The 20,810-nt window shown below is 60.1% G+C and carries 19 protein-coding genes; 12 read left to right on the top strand and 7 right to left on the bottom strand.

The genetic code is table 11. From position 1 onward, the window contains the following. The first annotated feature begins 30 nt into the window (after positions 1–30). Complete coding sequence (locus tag FNU76_RS21395) at positions 31–555, top strand: helix-turn-helix transcriptional regulator (RefSeq protein ID WP_144280085.1); 525 nt, start codon at positions 31–33, stop codon at positions 553–555. A 27-nt stretch (positions 556–582) separates the two neighbouring features. Here FNU76_RS21395 and FNU76_RS21400 read toward each other — a convergent pair whose 3' ends face one another. The 4 genes from FNU76_RS21400 to FNU76_RS21415 all read right to left on the bottom strand — a co-directional run bounded on the left by FNU76_RS21400 (position 583) and on the right by FNU76_RS21415 (position 5,294). Next, positions 583–1,128, bottom strand: coding sequence for a DUF1697 domain-containing protein (locus FNU76_RS21400; protein ID WP_144280086.1), 546 nt, complete (start codon positions 1,126–1,128; stop codon positions 583–585). A 107-nt stretch (positions 1,129–1,235) separates the two neighbouring features. Continuing rightward, a complete protein-coding gene (locus FNU76_RS21405) occupies positions 1,236–2,162 on the bottom strand; it encodes a hypothetical protein (protein WP_144280087.1) in 927 nt (308 codons plus the stop codon). A 13-nt stretch (positions 2,163–2,175) separates the two neighbouring features. Then, complete coding sequence (locus FNU76_RS21410) at positions 2,176–3,006, bottom strand: hypothetical protein (RefSeq protein WP_144280088.1); 831 nt, start codon at positions 3,004–3,006, stop codon at positions 2,176–2,178. Between the two features lie 326 nt (positions 3,007–3,332). Further along, positions 3,333–5,294, bottom strand: coding sequence for a TOL_0244 family TonB-dependent receptor (locus FNU76_RS21415; RefSeq protein ID WP_144280089.1), 1,962 nt, complete (start codon positions 5,292–5,294; stop codon positions 3,333–3,335). A 340-nt stretch (positions 5,295–5,634) separates the two neighbouring features. On the opposite strand from FNU76_RS21415, the gene FNU76_RS21420 reads away from it, so the two are divergent. Beyond that, a protein-coding gene (locus FNU76_RS21420) for an IS3 family transposase (protein WP_444542064.1) occupies positions 5,635–6,806 on the top strand; the annotation gives its coding sequence in 2 pieces (ribosomal slippage) (positions 5,635–5,902 and positions 5,902–6,806; 1,173 coding nt in all). A 764-nt stretch (positions 6,807–7,570) separates the two neighbouring features. Here the strand turns inward: FNU76_RS21420 and FNU76_RS21430 are convergent. Together FNU76_RS21430 and FNU76_RS21435 are read right to left on the bottom strand one after the other, a co-directional pair. Next, the gene (locus tag FNU76_RS21430; protein ID WP_144280091.1) at positions 7,571–8,143 is read right to left on the bottom strand and encodes a prepilin-type N-terminal cleavage/methylation domain-containing protein; all 573 of its coding nucleotides are present in this window, start codon (positions 8,141–8,143) and stop codon (positions 7,571–7,573) included. 8 nt (positions 8,144–8,151) lie between these two features. Next, positions 8,152–9,057 carry a type II secretion system protein gene (locus FNU76_RS21435; RefSeq protein ID WP_179958235.1) on the bottom strand — a complete coding sequence of 302 codons (906 nt, stop codon included), beginning with the start codon at positions 9,055–9,057 and terminating at the stop codon, positions 8,152–8,154. 355 nt (positions 9,058–9,412) lie between these two features. Between FNU76_RS21435 and FNU76_RS24210 the strand changes: the two genes are divergently transcribed. Then, positions 9,413–10,378, top strand: coding sequence for a hypothetical protein (locus tag FNU76_RS24210; protein WP_179958236.1), 966 nt, complete (start codon positions 9,413–9,415; stop codon positions 10,376–10,378). Between the two features lie 62 nt (positions 10,379–10,440). Further along, positions 10,441–11,514, top strand: a complete 1,074-nt coding sequence (locus FNU76_RS21445; protein WP_144280093.1) for a hypothetical protein — start codon at positions 10,441–10,443, stop codon at positions 11,512–11,514. 67 nt (positions 11,515–11,581) lie between these two features. Here the strand turns inward: FNU76_RS21445 and amaB are convergent, their stop codons facing one another. Further along, on the bottom strand, positions 11,582–13,138 hold the full coding sequence (gene amaB / locus FNU76_RS21450) for an L-piperidine-6-carboxylate dehydrogenase (RefSeq protein WP_223879127.1): 1,557 nt from the start codon (positions 13,136–13,138) through the stop codon (positions 11,582–11,584). Positions 13,139–13,375: 237 nt separating this feature from the next. Here amaB and FNU76_RS21455 point away from each other — a divergent pair, with 237 nt between their 5' ends. The 8 genes from FNU76_RS21455 (at position 13,376) to scpB (ending at position 20,711) form a co-directional block, all read left to right on the top strand. Next, positions 13,376–13,642 carry a PepSY domain-containing protein gene (locus FNU76_RS21455; RefSeq protein ID WP_144280094.1) on the top strand — a complete coding sequence of 89 codons (267 nt, stop codon included), beginning with the start codon at positions 13,376–13,378 and terminating at the stop codon, positions 13,640–13,642. 155 nt (positions 13,643–13,797) lie between these two features. After that, complete coding sequence (locus tag FNU76_RS21460; protein ID WP_144280095.1) at positions 13,798–14,475, top strand: phosphatase PAP2 family protein; 678 nt, start codon at positions 13,798–13,800, stop codon at positions 14,473–14,475. A gap of 18 nt (positions 14,476–14,493) precedes the next feature. Beyond that, on the top strand, positions 14,494–15,159 hold the full coding sequence (locus tag FNU76_RS21465) for a response regulator (RefSeq protein WP_144280096.1): 666 nt from the start codon (positions 14,494–14,496) through the stop codon (positions 15,157–15,159). Further along, on the top strand, positions 15,134–16,522 hold the full coding sequence (locus tag FNU76_RS21470) for an ATP-binding protein (protein ID WP_144280097.1): 1,389 nt from the start codon (positions 15,134–15,136) through the stop codon (positions 16,520–16,522). Before FNU76_RS21465 ends, FNU76_RS21470 begins: the two co-directional genes overlap by 26 nt. A 537-nt stretch (positions 16,523–17,059) precedes the next feature. After that, positions 17,060–17,728 (top strand): MarC family protein, encoded by a 669-nt coding sequence (locus FNU76_RS21475; RefSeq protein WP_144280098.1) that lies wholly within the window; start codon positions 17,060–17,062, stop codon positions 17,726–17,728. 295 nt (positions 17,729–18,023) lie between these two features. Beyond that, on the top strand, positions 18,024–19,343 hold the full coding sequence (locus FNU76_RS21480; protein ID WP_144280099.1) for a hemolysin family protein: 1,320 nt from the start codon (positions 18,024–18,026) through the stop codon (positions 19,341–19,343). Then, entirely contained in the window at positions 19,343–20,152 is an 810-nt protein-coding gene (locus FNU76_RS21485) for a segregation and condensation protein A (RefSeq protein ID WP_144280100.1), read from the top strand. Before FNU76_RS21480 ends, FNU76_RS21485 begins: the two co-directional genes overlap by 1 nt. A gap of 4 nt (positions 20,153–20,156) precedes the next feature. After that, positions 20,157–20,711, top strand: a complete 555-nt coding sequence (scpB, locus tag FNU76_RS21490; RefSeq protein WP_144280101.1) for an SMC-Scp complex subunit ScpB — start codon at positions 20,157–20,159, stop codon at positions 20,709–20,711. Positions 20,712–20,810 lie beyond the last annotated feature (99 nt).

Consider the following 20,810-nt stretch of genomic DNA (forward strand, 5'->3'; position numbering starts at 1 on the left):
GGTGCCGGCTCTACATCAGAGGAATGATCCATGGAATACACCTTCACTTTGAAGTACCAGCTTGCCGAGCAAGATAGGGATCCGGACGCGTTGGTGGGGCGTTTGGGCGATGCCGGCTGTGACGATGCATTGGTGGGCATCGGGCAGCCCGGCCGCTTGGCGCTGGAGTTCACCCGCGAAGCCGAAAGCGCGCAGGATGCTGTACGCAGCGCGCTGTCCGATGTGAAGCGTGCTGTCCCTTCAGCGAAGCTGGTGGAGGCAGTGCCGGATTTCGTCGGACTGACCGATGTAGCTGAGCTGGTGGGTGTGTCGCGTCAGGCGATGCGCAAACTGATGCTTTCCCATGCTGCCACCTTTCCCCTGCCGGTGCATGGTGGCAGCTTCTCCTTCTGGCATCTGGCTGAAGTCATGGGCTGGCTGGAAGCAAAGGGGGGCTATGCCCTTGAGCGGAAGATGTTGGAAATCGCGCGTGCGGCGCAGGAAGTCAATTTGGCCAAGGAAGTCGGACGCTTGCCTGCAGCCTCGGTGAGCGACCTGCGGGTGTTGGTAACCTGACCCCTCGTTCTGCACAGCAAACCCAAGCTACTCCACCCGCCCCAGCAGTCCATGAATCTTCTCCACTGTCGCCCAATTGCGCGTCGTACCCGACTTGCTCAGCATCTTTAGCAGGCTCTCGGCCACCTGGCTGGCGAGGATGCCGTTGGCGCACCAAAGGTAGGCGGCATGTTCGCCCACATGCAGCTTCTCGGCCCCCAAATCCTTGCCGGCAAGCGAGGACAAGGCTTGGAGGGAGGGGGCGTCGATGGTGAATGCGAGCAGGAAATTGGAAGGGTCATTCGCGCCGGCGGCAAGCGGGTTTTCCGCCAATGCCGCCGCGATCTCCGCTGCGGATTTGACGATGACCAGGCAGTCCACCCCCAGCTCGTCGGCGATGGCGGCCTGGATACGCGCGGCGTGTTGCGGCGGCGGGGTATCGACGGTGGCGTCGAAGACCGCGTTGCCACTATTCAATAGGGTGCGGACTTGCTGGTAGCCCAGCGACACCAGCAGGGCGCGCAGATCGGCCATGGCCAAGCGCTTGGCCTTGCCGACATTGATACCGCGAAGCAGGGCGACGAATCGGTGCAAGGAACGCTCCTCCGGTTGATGAGGGGCTTTGTAGCAGGAGCTGGCCGGGCGGTCCAGCGCCAGCCCCGCGCCGGCCGGATGGCCGGTGGCGCGGGGCTGGCGATGCCTTAGCTGGCGCTAGCGGCTTCGCGGCTCAAGTCGACGTAGAAGATCTCGCCGGCTTCGCCATTGCGCGGCGTCACGCCCACCCGCATGGCCGGGACGTGTACGGTGCCGAGCCGGCTGGTGAGGGGACGCAAGACTACCGCCATGCGTACATCCACCTGATCCAGCTGCGTCTTGCCGCCCAGGCGGTTGGCGATTTCCTGCAGCACTTCGGCACGGCTCTTCAGGTCGCCGCCGGCGGTGGCAGCGCTGAGTTTGAGGGCCGGCCAGTTCATGCTGAGCATGCGCAGGCGGCCGTCGCGGTCGCTGACCAAGCGGGCGCGCTGGTCTTCCACGATCAGTTCGCCGGCTGCCCGCACCGCCACGCTCAAATAGCCTTGCAGCTTGGGTTCGGAGGGCGCGCTGCCGCCCTTGAGCGCTTCGGTCTGCTGGACCAGCACATTGGTCTCGATCAACTGCGTGTTGCGCTTGTCGATACCGTAGCTGGCCAGCAGCTGTTTATGCTGGTCGGCGATGGTGGCCTTCTGCATATGGCCAACGGCCAGCGGGATGGGGGAGATGGTTTCCAGCTTGTCGGCGCGGTCGAAACGCAACTCGCCGTTCGCTGCATTGATCTGCGCTTCGCCGGTCTCGCGTTGACCCGCCATTTCGAGCGTCGCGCGGGTGCCGGTGCGGTGGATATTGCCCAGTCCACGTGCTACGGACAGTGCTTCGCCATTCTTGGCCAGTTGCATCAGATGTTGCTGCAGCTTGGTCTGGTCATAGCGCGGCATGGCCGCTTCCAGCGCATCGGCCGGTGCGGCGCGAAGGGATTTCATGGCGAGCTTGCCATTGGGCGTGCCCAGCTCTTCCGGGCTGAAGATCGCGGCTTGGGCGGTGCCGGCGGTGGCCAGCAAGAGGGCGGCGGTACTTAATTTGATGCGATTCATGATCTACGCCTCCTTATGGCAGGGCCGGCGCGCCGTTCGGCTCGCACTTGCTCACGTAATAGCTGGTCATGTAATTAGGCTTCATATTCGGCCAGCGGTGCCAGTAGCCTTCGTCCAGGGTATAGGCGGCCGAATACTCGGCATCGCCGAAGGCCAGCGAGACGGGGCAGACCTTGTTGTTGCCGGTGTACCAGCTACCCGGGTCATAGGTGTTGTCCACCCAGGCCTTGGCCACGCCTTTTTGCGCATAGCCTTGGCTGGCAACCTTGCGATAGCCCTCGTTGAACATCCAGCCGATATACATCAGGCCATGGAAACCGGTGATGACGTGTACGCCACCTTCGGCCGCGCCTTTCCACAGGTCGCGGTGTTCCCAGCGGATGCTGTTGCAGGCGGAGAAATGCATGAAGCGCGCTTTGCCGCCGGCGGCGGGGCCGAACAGCATCTGGTCGGGGTAGACGCGGCAGTTGCCGTTTTCCTGGTTCTGGAAATAGGCGAAGAACCCACGGGTAGGGCTAAAGCCGCCATGGCCGCAGAACAGCGTGGCATCCGCGGTGTCGGCGCCTTCCGGGGTGTTATCGCGTCCGCCCGCCGCCTTGGCGGGGTCCATGAAAGCACCGGCGCGAACCTGGGCGCCCTGGTAGGTCGAGGTGGTCCAGCCGTTTTGCTGCATGCCATCCAGCCAGGCCTGGCACATGCCGGGCCATTCGCTGCGTTTGTTGGCTGGGCAGTCGGCGTTCCAATCGGCAATGGCAAAGGTTCGGGCTTCGTCCGCCCATGCCGCGAGCGGCAAAGCGGCGGCGCAAACCAGCGTCAACAGACGCGGTCCGAAAATGGTATTCATCCAGATTCCTCCTGATTCCTTTTGATTTGAAATACAAGCTACCGGCGCCATGCGTGTGCGGCGACGGGTGGCGATTCTTGCATCAAACATCTGGATGGGCGAATGATTTTCGGATTATTTGGAAATATCAGGGAAGACTGTGCGAATTACGTCGCAAGAGGTGTAGCGGCGACAACACGGTATCGAACTTGCCCGACGCCGGGGAGGGCTGGGATGCCTTACCGTTCATCGGCAAATGCTGATTTTTCATCCGTTTGGGGGATAATCAAGTCTTCCTCCTCCTCTGGCCATCCGTATGGGTGGCCGCTTTTTTGTGTAGGTCAAAACTAGAATCGATAGCTCGCCCGCAGAAAGACTTCTCGCGGCAGTTCAGCCCGTTGCGGCGCGGCGGCGAATTCGGGATGCTTGTTGTCGAATAGATTGTGCGCCGCCAGGGAAAGCTCCAGGTTGGGGCGGGGCCGCCAGGCCAGGTTCATATCCACCGCGTTGTACGCCGGCACTTTCGCCACGGACAGGGCGCCGCTATGTCGTACGCTGAGGTCCAGGGCGACAGTGTCGCTGATATCCCACTGCGATCGCAGGCTCCAATAGCTGTTCGGGTCGTCGCCCAACATGCCCAGCCCTCGCCGGTCCAGACTATCCGCCGCCCGTACCAGTCGCTTATGTTGTGTCACCGCGCCGCCGCTTAGCCGCAAGTTGGGCAGGACCTGCCAACTCGCCCATGCCTCCAGGCCGGTCGCATGGCCATCTATCTTGTTCGCACTCACGATGCGGACGGCCGGCGTAGTAAAGAATTCTTCACTGCGCAGTTTTTTGTATTGGTTGTGAAACAGGGTGAACGAGTAGGACAGGGTAGGGCGTGGCTGGGCGCGATAACCCAGTTCGACCACATTGACGATTTCGGCGACGAAGTCCTTGGCGCCCACGAAGGTGAAGGGCGGTGTAACTGGCGCATTCAGGTCGCGCTCGACACGTGACGGCGCCCGGACCGAACGTGACCACTCGCTCCACCAAAGTTGGCTGGCGTCGGGTTGCCAGGCCAGCCTGATGCTGGGCAGGAATTCATTGCCGGTATAGTCGTTGCGCTCGAGTTTGCCTCCCAGGATGAGCCGCCAGCGTGGGTTGAGCGTGATTTCGTCCTGTACCAATAGGTTGGACCAATGCGCGGTTTGCTCCTCCGGTAGGAAGACGAAGGTGGCACCGGGCGTTGGGTGTACACGGTCCCGGGCGACACGGTAGCCGGCGCCCAGGGTCAGGCTTTGCGAGGCAGTCGGCTTGAGGCCGTACTGGAGTTCCAGGTCCATCGTGTTCAAGCGGTCGTCGAACGCCTTGGGTTGCCTGCGCTTGGTTTGATCGAAGTAAGCTTGTATATGCAGGCCGGTGCCGTCTTTTTCACCGCTATCCCAGCGGCTTAGCAGGTTGAATCCGGAGATGGCGATATCGCTGGTTGCCGGTTGTGCGAGGCGGCCTTCATAAACATCGCCCTGCAATTTCAGCAAGCCCGCGCCGCGCGCCCAGTCGGTGCGAAATCCCGCTTGGCTACGATGCAGCGAATCGATACGGTTACCACCCGCCGCGTTATGACTGTCGTCCTGCTGGAAATGCTTGGCGTAAAGACGGTAATGGCCGTCATTGCCTAGTTCACCGCCATGACGCACCGTCAGCTGCGATTGCCGTGCGCTGCGATCGACACTAATCAGATTACCCTGGGTGTCCCTGGATGACCGGGTGATGATATTGATTACGCCATCCACCGCGTTGACCCCCCAAAGGGTGGCGCCGGGGCCGCTGATGACTTCGATACGCTCGATATCTTCCAGCACGACATCCTGGGCATCCCAGAACACCCCCGAGAACAGGGGCGAGTAGATGGTGCGGCCATCGATCAGGACCAGCAATTTGTTGGAAAAGGGACCATTGAAGCCGCGTGCGGCGATGGCGTAATTGCGGCTATCGACCCGGGCTACCTGCAGATTGGGGGCCAGCCGCAGCGCTTCCGGCAGGGATGATATACCCGCGCGGCGGATGGCTTCGTTGCTGATGACATAGATGGAGGCGACGGCGTCCTGCAGCCGCTCCGCCCGCTTCGAGACCGAGGTGACCTCGATATTGGCCAGCTGTTCCAGCGTTAGATCGGCCAGACCCTGCGTACTTGGCGCGGCCGCTTGCGCAGGCAAGCCGGTGAGCAAGGCACAGAGCAGGCCAAAGGCACGGGGACGTCGGTAGACCAAGGGAGCATGGGCGAGTTGAATGCGGAAACGGCGCAAAGCGGCGCAATCACAAGCCATATTTTCCTCCTGGGCGGCTTCGGCTGCGCCAGGAAGGCGGAGCGCAGGGGCCGAGTATCTATTCTTGGTGAGGTATAGCCAGTTTGCGGGCGCGCTGCCAAGAGGATTCCGACCGGATCGCGGCGGGGAGGGCAGGGCGCTAGTTGATTGCCGGTGCAGGGAAAAAATGACCGTATATCGGAAAGAACTTACCTATCCTCCATTTGGGGGATAATGCAACCTTCCTCCTCCTCTGGCCATCCGTTTGGGTGGCCGTTTTTTTATGGCCACCATAAGTGAGCTTGGGTGTGGATTTCGGATACCAACCGTAGCCGGGTAAACTGGTCTACAGAGGTTCCGAATGTACAAAATTCCACGACAAAGCTACACCACCGAATTCAAGCAAGAAGCCGTCCGCCTGGTCGAAGTCGAAGGCAAGACCCCTGCTCAAGTAGCGCGCGACTTGGGCATATCCGAGCAGACGCTTGCCAACTGGCGCAAGGCCCACAAGGCCGGGAAGATGGCGACAGGTTCCGGCAAGCCCGTCACACCAGAGCAAATGGAATTGTCACGCCTGCGTGCCGAGAATTCCCGCCTGAAGATGGAGCTCGAAATTCTGGAAAAAGCCACGGCGTATTTCGCGAAAAAGTCGCAGTGAAGTACGCCGTGATTGACCAGATGCGCAAACACTATCCCTTGCAGTCGCTCTGCAAAGTGCTGTCCGTCAGCACGAGCGGCTTCGCCGATTGGCAGGCCTGTGGTGGCCCGACCCACTGGCTTTCTGACATGCAGTTGCTTGCGCTGATTCGTAGCGTGCATGCTGAATGCCAGGGGGCTTATGGTTCACCGCGCATCTTCCAGGAACTCAAATCCCGAGGGCATCCAGTCAGCAAAACCCGCATCCAGCGCTTGATGCAAAAACACGGCATTCGTGCGCGCCACAAGCGGCGTTATAAAGCGACAACCAACAGTAAGCACTCCCTACCGTTTGCATCCAACGTGCTGGATCGACAGTTCAGCACGAGGGCACCGGACACCGTGTGGAATGCGGACATTACCTACATTCCCACCCGCGAGGGCTGGCTGTATCTGGCGGTCGTCATGGATCTGCACACGCGGGCCATCGTCGGGTGGGCCATGGACGAGCGAATGACACGGGAGCTGGTCATCCGTGCCCTGCAAATGGCGCGTTTCCGACGCAAACCGAAGCCAGGACTACTTCATCATTCCGACCGAGGTAGCCAATACTGCAGCCATGATTACCGAGCCCTGTTGGCGGAGTACGGCATGCAAGCGTCGATGAGCCGGAAGGGCAATTGCTGGGACAACGCGCCGATGGAAAGCTTCTTCAATAGCTTGAAGAACGAGCGCGTCTTCCATCGAAGCTACGTGACGCGTATTGAAGCGCGCAAGGACCTCTTTGATTACATCGAGGTGTTTTACAATCGCAAACGGCGCCATTCGTCCATTGGCTATCAAACTCCGGCGCAGCGATACGCTGAGTCGATGGCAGAGCAGAAAATGGCAGCTTAGTTGCTACGTTGGTATCCGGAAACCGCGCCCAACCTCAAATTCTTGGTCCGAGCCAGTAAATCCCTTCGGTCCAATATTTCTAAATTTAAACAATTGAGGGAATTTCTCCCTTGTTTTGTCATCTCGAATATCCTGTGTGGTCTTTGGTACTAAAGAATAAGCATCGCCATGAAACCCTGGTTGCCCATCACTTGATTGACCGCTCTCTTGACGAATTTCCTGGCTGGAAGTGTGGCGTAAACCAAAAAATTGCCCACTGTCCGCTCTGGTGCGTAGAAAGCTTATATTTTCTTGGCTTAATGGGCCACCAGGCAAAGGCCGAGACTCAAAGCGATGTCCTCTGCCAGAGAACGCCACAAATCCATTAGGTACTTGCGTAGGTGACGAGGGCGATCTAGGCGGCGCGGTATGCGGTTGATGAATGCTGCTGCTTGAGCTTGAGCTTGAGCTTGAGCTTGAGCTTGAGCTTGAGCTTGAGCTGGAGCTTGGTCCGCTGCTACTTGAACTGGGGTCCCAGAGGCTGCTGCTTGGACCCATTGTCCACCCGCCACTGATAACGGTCGCGCGTTGTGCCCGAAGCAAATCGTTTGGGCTTGGGCTGCGCGCTCGTCCGCTACTGCTTGAGCTCGGCGCGCGTCCACCACGGCTTGAGCCGCCACCTTTCTCCTTTCGTTCCATGCCCTACCCCCAGGATTATTGTTCACGGCATTTCATGCCGATGTAGACAACGTTATAGTTCCTTGAGGAAACTCCGAGGGAGAAATTCAGTTCAACCGTATCGCCGCCAGCGGTACCGCAACCGCAGGATCCTGCCCCGCGCAGGCGACGCTGGCCCGCAGATTGCCGGTGCCGGTGTTGCCGTCATCCAGGCCTCGGTCCAGTTGCAGCGCGGTGTCGCAGTTCAGGCGGGCGATGACCACCACGTTGACCCAGTTGGCCGGCAGCGCAAAGCCGGCGCCGGCGGCATTGGACAGGCTGATGGTGACGTTCTGTACCTGGATAGGCGTGCCGGCCGTACCGCGCAACAGATTGGACAGGATCAGCTCGTCGCGGGCGCAATTGCGCTTGGCGGCGGTATTGAGGGTGCCGGTCCCGGTACCGGCATTGCAGCCGGCGATACCGGGAATGCTGTTGGCGGGATTGGGCAGGTCCCCCGGCAGGAAGCCGTAGCGGTCCTTGAAAGTGAGGGCGGCCGCCTGGGTGTCCAGCACCGATTTGATGATGTCCTTGGCCTGCGCTCCGCCGACCACGGTCTGGCCGCGTAGGATACCGCCCAGCAGCAAGCCGACGATAACCAGGACGATGGCGATTTCGATCAAGGTGAAGCCGCGTTGCATGGTGCTTCCTATTGGCAGATATCGGGGCGGTGCAGGCTGCCTACCATGAAATTGTATAGCGTGCCGGTGGGGGTGTCGGTGGGTGGGGGGGCGGGGGGCGGTAGGAGCGGCGACCTATTGCCTTCGGTGACATAAACGAGCTGGTCGTCAAACGGTGTGGCCGCGACATCCGAATAGGCATAGGCGTGGTAGATATTCGGAGTGCTGCCGTTGACGGGCGGAGGGGTGTTGACCGCTTGCGTATTGGCTCGTTCGGGACTGGCAGCGGGCGGCAAGGTATTGCGCACGCCAGTCGGTCCCCAGGCACCTAGTGCGTTCGCACCGTGCGAAATTAATACCAGGACGGCGCGTATACGGCCGTCGCCATTGTTGCCCGGGATGGTCACTTCGGTGCCGGGGGCGGTTTCGACCACAAGTTCGCCACGTGGGCCAACATCCGGCGTGGAGCCGTCCCGGCTGCAAGATGTCACCTGTGGCAGAGTAGGTGTGGTGTACGTGGTCAACTGGTTCGCCCAAATCCATGGATTGGCGGGATTAACCGGCAGCGGTGGATTTCGATCAGCGCTGAGAACATAGCTGAGGAAATTGCCGTAGCCATCCATCACCTGGGCACGGGGAATGCCCATGGTGGAGTAAGGAATGGTACCAAGTGCATTGGCGCAACGGCCATTGCTGATCGGGCCGTTGAAATCCTCAAGGCCATCCCGATCATCATCGGGGCAGGGAAAGCGGTGGTTGCCCGCGAAATAACCCAGCAAGGCATCCTTAGCGCCATCCAGTGCGGTCTTGCTACCCGCGCGCTGCGCATTCTGCAATTGCGACATGGCAACGCTCACCCCCAGCGTCAACAAGACACCCGCGATGGCGATCACCACCGCCATTTCGATCAGGGTAAAACCTTCGCTACGCCGCATGTCGCCCTCGTTCGATCGCTTTTTTCTCACTATAGCGAGAAAGTGGGCCGGCGAGGTTTTAGGGTGATTACCGGAGGGAAGCCGGCGATGGCCGGCGGTCCGCCGTAGCGATGCGGGCGGCATGGCATGAACCGGCTTCGCGGTATGCCGCGCCTGACAATCGATCCGGATGGGAGCGGGATCCATTCAGTCATGGGGCTACGAGCCGATGAACGGTAGCTGCGTATCCTGCCTGCGCTGGCACGGCACGTAGTTAGAAAAACAGTAGGTTAGATTTTTTTTCAAAAGATAGCGATAAAATTTTTGGCGCAATAAAAAATTGCGAGCGCAAAAAGTTGTAGCGAGGGTAATGCGCATGGGTAACATAATGAACATGCGACCGCGTCGTAAAGGGGTGTGGGATATGTGTATTTCGGCATTATTCTCAATTGGCCCTTCTTATTCCAGTTGCAAGGCGGATATTGCTCTGCAAAAGCAAAAAGAAAAGCAGTGCCTCGCTGACGGGCGAATGCTGATATTCAGCGATCATACTCGGCAGGTCACGTCGGATTACTTGCGGAGAAAAAGTGAAGATTTAAAAGAGCACGCCGCTGTCCTGGAATTGGCCGATGGAAAGACATTCGATATCCAATATAGCGGTAAAAAATTTCAGGTTGAACGGAATTTGAGCGACAAGAAGGGGGTAAGCCGCTTTTTCTACTCGGTGCGCGAAACCATCAAATATGGGCTGGGGATCGGTAGCGCGGCCACCTATGCATCGGCGCTGAATGGCAAGCGCTTGACGCCGCTTGATTCGTCGCCTGGCGCAAGTGGAAGTGGAAGTGGAAGTGGAAGTGGAAGTGGAAGTGGTTCGAGCCATGCCCCGGGCGCCGCGAAAAAGCGGGTGTGCCCCCGCATCTGTTTGCTGACAAGGTCCGAGGAGAACCAGATAGCGGATAAGTACCGAAACAAGATGGCACATGTGGAACGTGGCGAAGCCTGTGTCGTCGAGCGTGCGGATTCGGAAGGTACGCCTATCGATATGAAATTGTACAAATTAAAGTATAAGCCGGCAGCACTTGAGCGTGAGCGGCTCAGACGTGTGGATGAAAATCGTCGGAACAGGCATCAATTGATGGCGGATATTTCGGCTAAAGCCAAGCTGGGCGAGGCTTTGCCATTCTTGCAGGCTTTGCGCGGGAAGCTGGAGGAGTATGACAATATAAAAGAAGAATATGAGGAGGTGTGCGGAGTGCGTGGCACCTATTCGAAGAAACTGGTGATGCAGCGGGCGGCTGACCGCTTTAATGGCGGTATTACACTTGAGGATCTGGAATGCTGAAATCCATGGTTGGATAAAGGGGGAGTGCATTTTAATCACTGGCTTGACTGCGAGGGAATGATATGGGTGTGCTGTCTTATATGGCTGCGTGTTCGGGTGTTTCTTTCTTTTCCAAGGATTTCGATGAATTTGGAAAAAGTATGCGCCGCGAGAAGCTGGGAGGCCCGGTGCATGTCATCAGTCGGGATAGTCGGGAGCAAACCGCCAAGTATATGGTATCGCGCATGGCGGATATTCAGCGCTCAGGAGGGTATTTAAATATCGGGAAAGGTCGTGATTACAATATTGAATATCGCGAAAATGAGAAGTCTTTCGTGGCAAGCCGGGATTTGATCGATACCAATGCAGTAGAACGTCTGGCGATTTCTTTTTCGGAAGGAGTAAAGAAGCTTTTTAGAAAGAGCGATGCGGCGTTTATTTCGTCGGAATTGAACCGGCAAGTACGCGAGATAAAAGGGAAGGGGATCGAGACCGGCTCGTTGGATAGTGATGAGGCATACTCGAAGGTGCCTGCGTATAAGCCGGTGCCAGTGTGGTCCAGCAACCCCATGGGGACATCGAGCGGTCTGACTGAAGCGGACCTGCTGGTGGAGTTGCCGTCCGAACTCAGCGTTGCCGAATTGTGGGGCCAGAAAAAATCACCTGTGATCGTACTGGCGAAAGATACTGACACGGCGAAGCGGCTGTTGAGGAAAGGCGCGATTCGTAAAAAATTGGCATCGGTCGGGGAGGGTGAAGTTCTTGTTTCGGAAAATAACCATGCTATTAAAATTGATTATAAGGCGGCGGAGGCGGAGCGTAGGGTTATCAAAATTATGGCCACGCTGCGGGATGCATTAATTGGTAAAATCGATGCGGGCAAGAAGCTGCAAGCACAAGCGATGGATTTAATATTGCGCCGAAATAAAAAATACGATTTTAAGATGACCGTGTTGGAGGGTATAGCGGTGCATTGCGAAGCGGCTGCGAGATACACGGATTTCGTGCGCTGGGAGTATGGCTATGAGCGGCATCATATTGGAACCGGCATATTTCAGTGCATTGCCGCCAATGGGGCGAGCGAGGCGACTCAAACGCTATCCAGGAGTTTCGAGGAGATATTGATGTCGAAAAAGAAAATGCCTTTGGCGCGGTAAGGCAAATCCGCGCCGCCGGGATTGGGGGCATATAGCGCAATCGCCGCGCGCATACGCTCTCACCGGTCTACAGCGTGAACCGCACCCCCTGTGCCAGTGTCAGTTCGCTGCCGTAATTGATGGTATTGGTGGTGCGGCGCATATAGTTTTTCCAGGCATCGGAGCCCGCCTCGCGGCCGCCGCCGGTGTCCTTTTCGCCGCCGAAGGCCGCACCGATTTCGGCGCCACTGGTGCCGATATTGACGTTGGCGATACCGCAGTCCGAGCCGGCCGGCCCGAGGAAGGCTTCCGCTTCGCGTACGCTATCGGTAAAGATGGCGGAGCTGAGGCCTTGGCTGACGGCATTGTTCAATTCGATGGCGTCATCCAGTTCCGCATAGGGCATCAAATAGAGGATGGGGGCGAAGGTCTCTTCGCGAACGATATCGAGATTGCCCGCCACCCGTATCAGGGCTGGCCGGACATAGAAGCCATTGAGCGGTACACCCTGCTCCACCCGCTGGCCGCCGGTGAGACGCTGGCCACCTTGTTGCTCCGCTGCCTGTAGCGCTTGCTGCATGGCCCAATAGGCATCCGCATCGATCAGCGGACCCAGCAGAACACCGTCATCGCTGGGGTGACCGATCGGGACATTGTCGAAACCCTGGACCAGGCGCTCGGCGAATTGGTCGATCAGGCTCTCGTGGACGATCAGCCTGCGCAGCGTGGTGCAGCGCTGGCCTGCCGTGCCGACGGCGGCAAATACAATGGCCTGCAGCGCCATATCGAGATTGGCACTGGGAGTGACGATCAGGGCATTGTTGCCGCCAAGCTCCAATAGCACGCGTCCCAGCCTGGCCGCTACCGTTTGCGCCACGACGCGGCCCATTCGGCTCGAACCGGTTGCCGATATCAGGGGCAACAAGGGGTGGGAAGCGATCCGCTCTCCTGCCTCGTGCTCGCCCAGTATCAACTGGCATACATGGGCGGGGATGGTGTCGTTCATCTCGTCTATGGCCTCTTCGACCAGCCGCTGCAGGGCGATCGCACAGAGCGGGGCTTTCTCGGACGGCTTCCAGACGACGGCGTCGCCGCAGACCAGGCCCAGCATGGCATTCCAGGCCCAGACCGCCATGGGGAAATTGAAGGACGTGATAATGCCCACCGCGCCCAGCGGCTGCCATTGTTCCATCATGCGATGCTTGGGACGCTCGCTGGCGATGGTCAGGCCGTGCAACTGGCGCGCCAGGCCGACGGCGAAGTCGCAGATATCGATGCATTCCTGCACTTCGCCTTCCGCCTCGCTGCAAATTTTGCCGGCCTCCAGGGTAATCAGCCGGGCAAGGGCGGTTTTGCGCAAACGAATCTTGTTGCCTATGCAGCGCACCAATTCGCCGCGCAAGGGGGCCGGCACACAGCGCCACTTGAGGAATGCGCCGTGGGCGGCTTCCACCGCATGATTGGCCAAGCCTGCCGTGGCGGGGACGAAATGGCCCAGAATCGCCGCATCGATAGGTGAACGCATGATGCGGCTGTCCGCATCGGCATAGTGGGCGGCGCCGGCGACCAGGGCCGACGGCCACAAGGGCTCGGCGGCCAGGTCGGACAAACGCAGGTCGGCGATCAGATCGAGCGGCAGGCTCATCGTTCTTTACCCTATGCGTGAACAGGATGCAGCGGCGAGGTATACGGATTGCTACCGTCTGGAGCATAGCCTCTGGATTTGCTGTTCTCCACCCGGGAATGCACGCCAGGCATGGTTAGCCGCTGCCCTTGTAGGGAAAAACCACAGGGCAGGCCCGCTTTTTTATGCGGCATTAAGTTTGGCCTAAGGTTCAAGAGGTCAAATCCTGCATCCGACCACCGTCTCGAGTACACCCTTATGCACGCTGCCATTCCCGCCTTGATCGCCGCTTGTCTGGCCAGTGCCGCATGGGCTGCGCCGGAATGCACGAACGAGCCGCGGAATCGCTGGATGAGCGAGGATTCCATGCGGGCCAGGCTCAAGGCGGATGGCTACGTAGTCAAGAAATTCAAGGTGGTAAGACACTGCTATGAAATCTACGGCACGGACAAGTCCGGCCGCAAGGTGGAGATCTACCTGAACCCGGTAACGGGGCAAGCGGTCAAGATCCGCGTCGATGGCTGAGCCGGGGCGCTTGGCCTATCATCGCTCCTTCCTATGTTCATGCCGCAGCCGATGCCTTCTTTCTTTTCTCTCGCCGATTTCCACCCCACCGCGCTTTCCCTGAATATTCCGATGACCGATTCCATGGCCGTACCGGGCTTATCGAGCGCCCAGCCATGAGCGCCTTGCCGAAGCGGGCTTGGGAATCAATGCTGCTGTTGGCTGTCGCACTCTGCCTGGTGTTTTCGCTGACCGCTTTGGACTATCGGCTCGCCGACGGCTATTACCAGTCTGGGCAAGGTTTTGCCGGGCGCGGCAACTGGTGGTTGGATACCTTTAGCCATGTCTGGCTGAAGCGGGCCGCCATCACGGTCTTGGCGCTGGCCTGGCTACGCGTGCTGGCGGGGCGTCTGTCGCCGCGCTGGCGGCCAGGCAGCAGGCGGTGGCTGGCGGCTGCGCTGGCCATGACAACGGCGCCGGCGCTGGTGGCTACGCTCAAGCCGCTCAGCGGTGTGCAGTGTCCCTGGGATCTACAGCGCTATGGTGGTGCGGCCCTGGACCATATCTATTGGTTCAGCGGGCAATTGGGCGTGGCCCGTGGCGGTTGTTTTCCGGCTGGCCACGCGACCAGCGGCTTCGGCCTGTTCGGCCTGGCCTTGCTCTGGCTGGGGCGCGATCGCAAGGTGGCCTGGATTGTCGGGCTCAGCGTATTCGCCTATGGCGCGGCGCTTGGCTGGGGACAGCAAATGCGCGGGGCGCATTTTCTATCGCATACGCTTTGGTCCGCCTGGGTATGTTGGGCGGTATGCCTGGCGGTGTTCTACTGGCTACGGCCGGATCGTGAGACAAATTGAGCGGGAGATGGCTGGGCAATGCGCATACTGCTGGTGGAAGATGATGCCCTGCTGGGCGACGGCTTGCGTGCCGGCTTGAGCCAGTCCGGTTTTACGGTGGATTGGGTACGCGACGGCATGGCGGCCGATGCCGCCTTGGCGACCGAGACTTTTGCCGCCGTCGTGCTGGACTGGAACCTGCCACGCCGTGACGGGCTATCCCTGTTGAAAGTGCTGCGCAGCCGGCGCAACGCCAGCCCGGTACTGATGTTGACCGCTCGCGATGCGCTGGAGGACAGGATCGCCGGGCTGGATGCCGGCGCCGACGACTACCTGGTCAAACCGGTCGCCATCGCCGAATTGGCCGCCCGTCTGCGCGCCTTGGCCCGCCGTGCCGCCGGCCGTTGCGAGCCGCTGTTCCGCCATGGCGAGCTGACCCTGGACCCCGCCCTGCGCCGTACCACGCTGGGCGACAAGGCCTTGGAACTCTCCATGCGTGAATTCGACCTGTTGGCCCTGCTGATCGCCCAACCGGGTCGTCCCTTGTCGCGCGAGCAGATCGAAAACGCGCTTTACGGCTGGGGTGAGGAAGTGGAAAGCAATGCCATCGAGGTCCATGTCCATCATTTACGCAAGAAGCTGGGTAGCGACTGGATAAAGACCTTGCGCGGGGTGGGCTATGTACTCGACCCGGCCAAGGGTTAGCCGCGACCGCAATGTGCCGCGCAAGTCGCTGCGGCGACGGCTGATCGTATTGACCTTGGGCGTGCTGGCGCCCGTCTGGCTGGCGCTGGCCCTGGGCGCCTATGTATTTATGCTGCGGGAAGTGGACAAGCTGTTCGACCAGCAGCTAGAACATGTCGCCGCCACGCTGTTTACCCTGGACCTGGCGCATATCAAGGCCGCGGTCGATGCGCCCGGCTTTCATTCCTTTGACGATGAAGATCCCTTTGTCGTGTATGTGTGGTCCAGCGACGGCACGCAGTTGTTCCGCAGCGAGTTCGCCCCCAGGCTGCCCTATAGCCACGACGCCCCGCGCTTCCAGACGCTGGGCACCCCGGAGGGACGCTGGCGGGTGATGCGGGTGAAGGATCCCGATAGCGGCAATTGGCTGGTGGTGGCGCGGCCCTCGCACGAGCGCACGGTATTGGCGCGCGATCTGGCCGCCAGCCTGGCCGTGCCCTGGTTCGTTTCCCTGGTGCTGATGGTCGCCCTGGTCTGGCTGGCGGTCGGGCGCGGGCTGGCGCCCTTGTATGATTTGTCGCGCCAGGTTGCCGGCCGCAAACCGGACGATCTTTCCCCGGTTGCCGCCGTGGCCACCCCGCGGGAAGCGCAGCCGTTGGTGGACGAGATCAACCTGCTGCTGGCGCGGGTCGATGCCGCGCTGGAGCAGGAACGGCGGTTTACCGCCGATGCCTCGCACGAGCTGCGCACGCCGCTGGCCGCCATTCGCGCCCAGGTGGAGGTGGCGGTCGGCGAGGACGATGCCGTGGCGCGCCAGCATGCCTTGGGGCAAGCATTGACTGGCGTGGTGGCGGCATCGCGCCTGATCGATCAATTGCTGACGCTGGCCCGCCTGGATCACCTGGATGCGGTCCCCGATGCGGGGCGGTGCGACCTGCTGCAGCTCGCCCGCGAAGAGTTGGTCGATTGCACCCGCGTGGCTTTGCTGAAAGATATCGAACTTTCATTGGACGGCGAGACCTGCCAACTGCATGGCTCGCCCGGCCTGCTGCGCCTGGCCCTGCGCAATCTCTTCGACAATGCCATTGCCCATACGCCGCGCGGCGGTACCGTAACGGTGCGCCTGTCCCGCGAGGGTGACGAGATCTGCCTGTCGGTGCGGGATAGCGGCGAAGGCGTTCCGGAAGGCTTGCTGGAGCGTTTGGGCGAACGCTTCTTCCGGGCGGGAGAGAGCAGGCCCGGCAGCGGCCTGGGCTTGTCCATCTTGCGCAGGATAGCCAGCCTGCATGGCGCCAGGGTGAGATTCACCAGTCCGGGAGGGCTGCAGGTAGGTGTGTATTTCCCCTTGGCGATGGCGCAGGCGATATACACAGTCCAAGGCTAACAAGCTTGTGGGCGGTCTGTGGGCAAGCCATTCAAGTGGCTGAACGCATGGGGTTTTCCACGCTTGCCTAATAATTAGGCAATGCGCGGAATTGGACGTATTTATGCTGTTTGCCCGGAACTTTGACGATGGAAATAGCATCTGGCATGCGGGTGTTCCCCTATTTTAGGTGGCTTGCGCGCATGCCAAGGTGTTCGTCCACACATCCGGGCGAACAAGCTTGTGGGCGGGCTGTGCATAGATCCCGCAAGTGGCTGATGCGATTGGCCAATTCCGGATCGCCTATTTTTTGGGCAGGGCGGATGTTTGACACTAGCGCCTTGCTGCTACATTGAATTGATACTTACTCGAAAGTGTTGTTATGGAAACTATGCAAAAGTCCATTCACGAGCGCCAGCGAGGCTCCCTCGCGGCGGCGAGGGCGGGGGGAGTGGGGTAAATCAGCGAAACGACGGTGACGGTGCACGGGCCGTTAACACCCGGCTTTGCCGGGTGTTGCGGTGCAGATTCAGATTAAAACTTTTGCAGAGCTTCCTTATGGCCTACGACTTGGTCGAATTCATCAAGAGCATCCTCTTGGTGCTCACCGCCTTGATTCCCATCCTCAATCCTCCCGGTGTCGCCCCCATCTTTCTCGCTTACACCCAAGGCAGCAGCGAGCGGGAGCGCAAGGCCATCGCCAAGCGTATCGCCATCAACGGCCTATTCATGCTGCTGGGCGCCATGTTCGTGGGGACCTATCTGCTTAAATTCTTCGGCATCTCGCTTGAAGTGGTCAAGGTAGGCGGCGGTCTGGTGGTGGCTACCGCCGGCTGGCGTTTGCTGGAAGCCGAGGACCACAGCATGGAACAAAGCCAGACCACGCCGGCCGAACGCAATAATCTGAAGCGCGCCTTCTTTCCGCTGACTTTTCCCTTCACGATCGGACCGGGATCGATTTCGGTGGCGATCACCCTGGGGGTAGCGCTACGCAGTCGCGGCGGTATCGATGCCTTGAACCTGGCCGGTGGCGTCATCGGCATCGTGCTGGTCTGTCTGACGGTGTATTACTGTTACCGTTTCGCCAACCGGCTACTCGATCGCCTGGGCGAGACCGGCATTACCGTCTTCCTGCGGTTGTCCGCCTTTATCCTGTTGTGTATCGGGGTGCAGATTTTCTGGAACGGGGCCTCCGAACTGCTGCGAGGCTTGATTAGCGGCGTCTGATTTACCCACAACCATGCAGGCATAAGCCTGTGAGCGAGCTGTGGATAATCTAAGCAAGCGCTTGAGCAGTCAGGCGAGTTGTTAACTTGCCTTAAAAACAGGCAATACCGAGGCGGGCGCCGCTATTTACTTGCTCGCCCGGCTGTCAAGGCTGTCTGAAGGGGGTGGGAAAATGTGGCGAAGTGGGCAGGCAGCCATGCCCTGCGCGACAGTTTTGCCATCGGGACTTGTCTAATCTGCCCCAATTCCGGGTGGGCGGTTACACTAGCGGCTTCGTCACTCCAATCATCCTTTCATGGAAATTGCCTTACTACTCGGACTAATCTTGATGAATGGCCTGTTCGCCATGTCCGAGATCGCCCTTGTCACCGCGCGCCGCGCACGTCTGCAGGTACTGGCGGAGAGCGATGACGCCGGTGCGCGCGCCGCCATCCAGCTGGGCGAAAATCCCACGCGTTTTCTTTCCACCATGCAGATCGGCATCACGTCGATCGGCGTGTTGAACGGTATCGTCGGTGAATCGGCTTTGGCTGGCCCGTTCGCTACCTGGCTGAAGGGCGTGGGCATGGAAGCCAAGACCGCCGAGGGCCTGGCCCTGGTCCTGGTGGTGGTATCGATTACCTATGTCTCCATCGTGCTGGGCGAGCTTGTGCCCAAGCGCATCGGCCAGCTCAACCCCGAACCCATTGCCCGCCTCGTGGCGCGGCCCGTGCAGTGGCTGGCTACCCTGACCAAGCCCTTTGTGCGCTTGCTGACCGCCTCCACCGATCTCACCCTGCGGACCCTGGGCGTGCGCAACGAGCAGACCAATACGGTGACCCAGGAAGAGATTCATGCCCTGCTGGCCGAAGGCTCCGAATCCGGCGCCATCGAGCAGCAGGAACACGAGATGGTGCGTAATGTGTTCCGGCTCGACGACCGGCAGATCGGTTCGCTGATGACGCCCCGTTCGGAAATCGTCTTTCTCGATGTGGAAGACGAGCACGGCGCCAACCTCGACAAGATCGCCAATACCGATCACTCGCGCTACCCGGTGTGCAAGAACGGTCTGGACGAAGTGCTGGGCATCGCCACCGCCAAGCAGATCCTGGGTCAAACCCTGCGGGGAGAGAAGGCCGACTTCGCCACCCACCTGCAACAGGTGGCCTATGTGCCGGATACGCTGACCGGGATGGAACTGCTGGAGAATTTCCGCACGACCTCGGTGCAGATGGCCTTGGTGATCGACGAGTATGGCGAGATCCAGGGACTGGTTACGCTGCAGGACCTATTGGAAGCGATTACCGGCGAATTCAAGTCCAGCGACAATGAAGATGCCTGGGCTGTGCAGCGCGAAGACGGTAGCTGGCTGCTGGACGGCTTGATTCCTATCCCCGAGTTGAAGGATCTGCTCAGCCTTCGCCAGGTGCCGGAAGAAGACAAGGGCCGCTACCACACCCTGGCAGGCATGTTGATGCTGCTGCTGGGACGCTTGCCGCAGACCGCCGACAGGCTCGATTGGAACGGCTGGATATTCGAAGTGGTCGATATGGATGGCAAACGCATCGACAAGGTGCTGGTCTGCCGCGACCCCAGTGTGGACGATACCGCGCCGGTCGAGCCAGGGACCGAGTAATGAGCCACCCGGCCGCGCCGTTTGCCATGCTGTTCGGCCAGCCGGTGACCGAACTGCCGCAGGATCTCTATATCCCGCCCGATGCCCTGCGGGTGATGCTGGAGCGCTTCGAAGGTCCGCTCGATCTGCTGCTCTACCTGATCCGCAAGCAGAACCTCGATATCCTCGATATTCCCATGGCGGTGGTCACTCGCCAATATATGGATTATGTCGAGGCCATGCATCGGCAACAGCTGGAGCTGGCGGCCGAGTACCTGCTGATGGCGGCGCTATTGATCGAAATCAAGTCGCGCATGCTACTGCCTCGGCCAGTCGCCCTGGAAGGGGATGAGCATGACCCGCGCGCCGAGCTGGTGCGCCGCTTGCTCGAGTACGAACAGATGAAGCTGGCCGCCTTCGAGCTGGACCAGCTCCCGCAGGCCGGCCGCGATTTCCACTGGGCCGCCGCCTGGTTCGATCGCGAACTGGTGGTGCGGCTGCCCGAAGTCACGCCGGTGGACCTGCGCAGCGCCTGGCTGTCGCTATTGGCCCGGGCCAAGCATAGCAAGCACCATACCGTACGGCCGGATGAGCTGAGCGTGCGCGAGCAGATGAGCGACATCCTGCGGCGACTGGCCGGTGGCCGGTATCTGGAATTCTGCCAATTGTTCGACACCAGCCGTGGGGTGCCCATGCTGGTGGTCAGCTTTATCGCGGTGCTGGAACTGACCAAGGAAGGCTTGGTCGCCGTGACGCAAGACGAACCCTATCAACCCATCTATGTACGCTTGGCGGGCGCGGAAGCCCCTGCCTTGGCGGCGACTCATTGAAGCCATGCAATCCGCCCTGCACGACCGCCGCCATCTGCAAACCGTGATCGAAACCGCCTTGCTGGTGACGCCCGAGCCGCTGGGTTTGCACGATATCAAGAAGTTGTTTGCCGAGGAATTGAAGGCCGATCTGCTGAACGAGGTGCTGGAGTCCATCCAGCAGGCGTGGCAGGGCAGGGGGGTGGAGCTGGTCAAGCTGGCCAGCGGCTGGCGTTTTCGTGCCAGGCTGGAATTCCAGCCCTATCTCGACCGGCTCAGCCCCGAAAAGCCGCCGCGCTACTCGCGGGCGGTGATGGAGACCTTGGCCATCATTGCCTACAAGGGACCGCTTACCCGTGGCGAGATCGAGGAAATCCGCGGCGTGGCGGTTTCGACCAATATCGTCAAGGTGCTGGAAGAGCGGAACTGGATCGAGGTGGTCGGCTATCGCGAAACGCCCGGCCGCCCAGGCCTGTACTCGACCACGCGGGCCTTTCTCGACGATCTGGGCCTGAAAAGCCGCAGCGAGTTGCCGCCCTTGGCCGAGCTGGGACAATTGGTACTGCCGGAACCCGCGTAGTACCGGGCATACACCCTGCCAGCGCAGCTGGTTTTCCGGCATGCGTCTGCTACGCTCGAAGCAGCGTTGCGGAGCCTATCGCATCCGCGCTTGCATGGG

The sequence above is a fragment of the Chitinimonas arctica genome, from assembly GCF_007431345.1.
Taxonomy (GTDB): domain Bacteria; phylum Pseudomonadota; class Gammaproteobacteria; order Burkholderiales; family Chitinimonadaceae; genus Chitinimonas; species Chitinimonas arctica.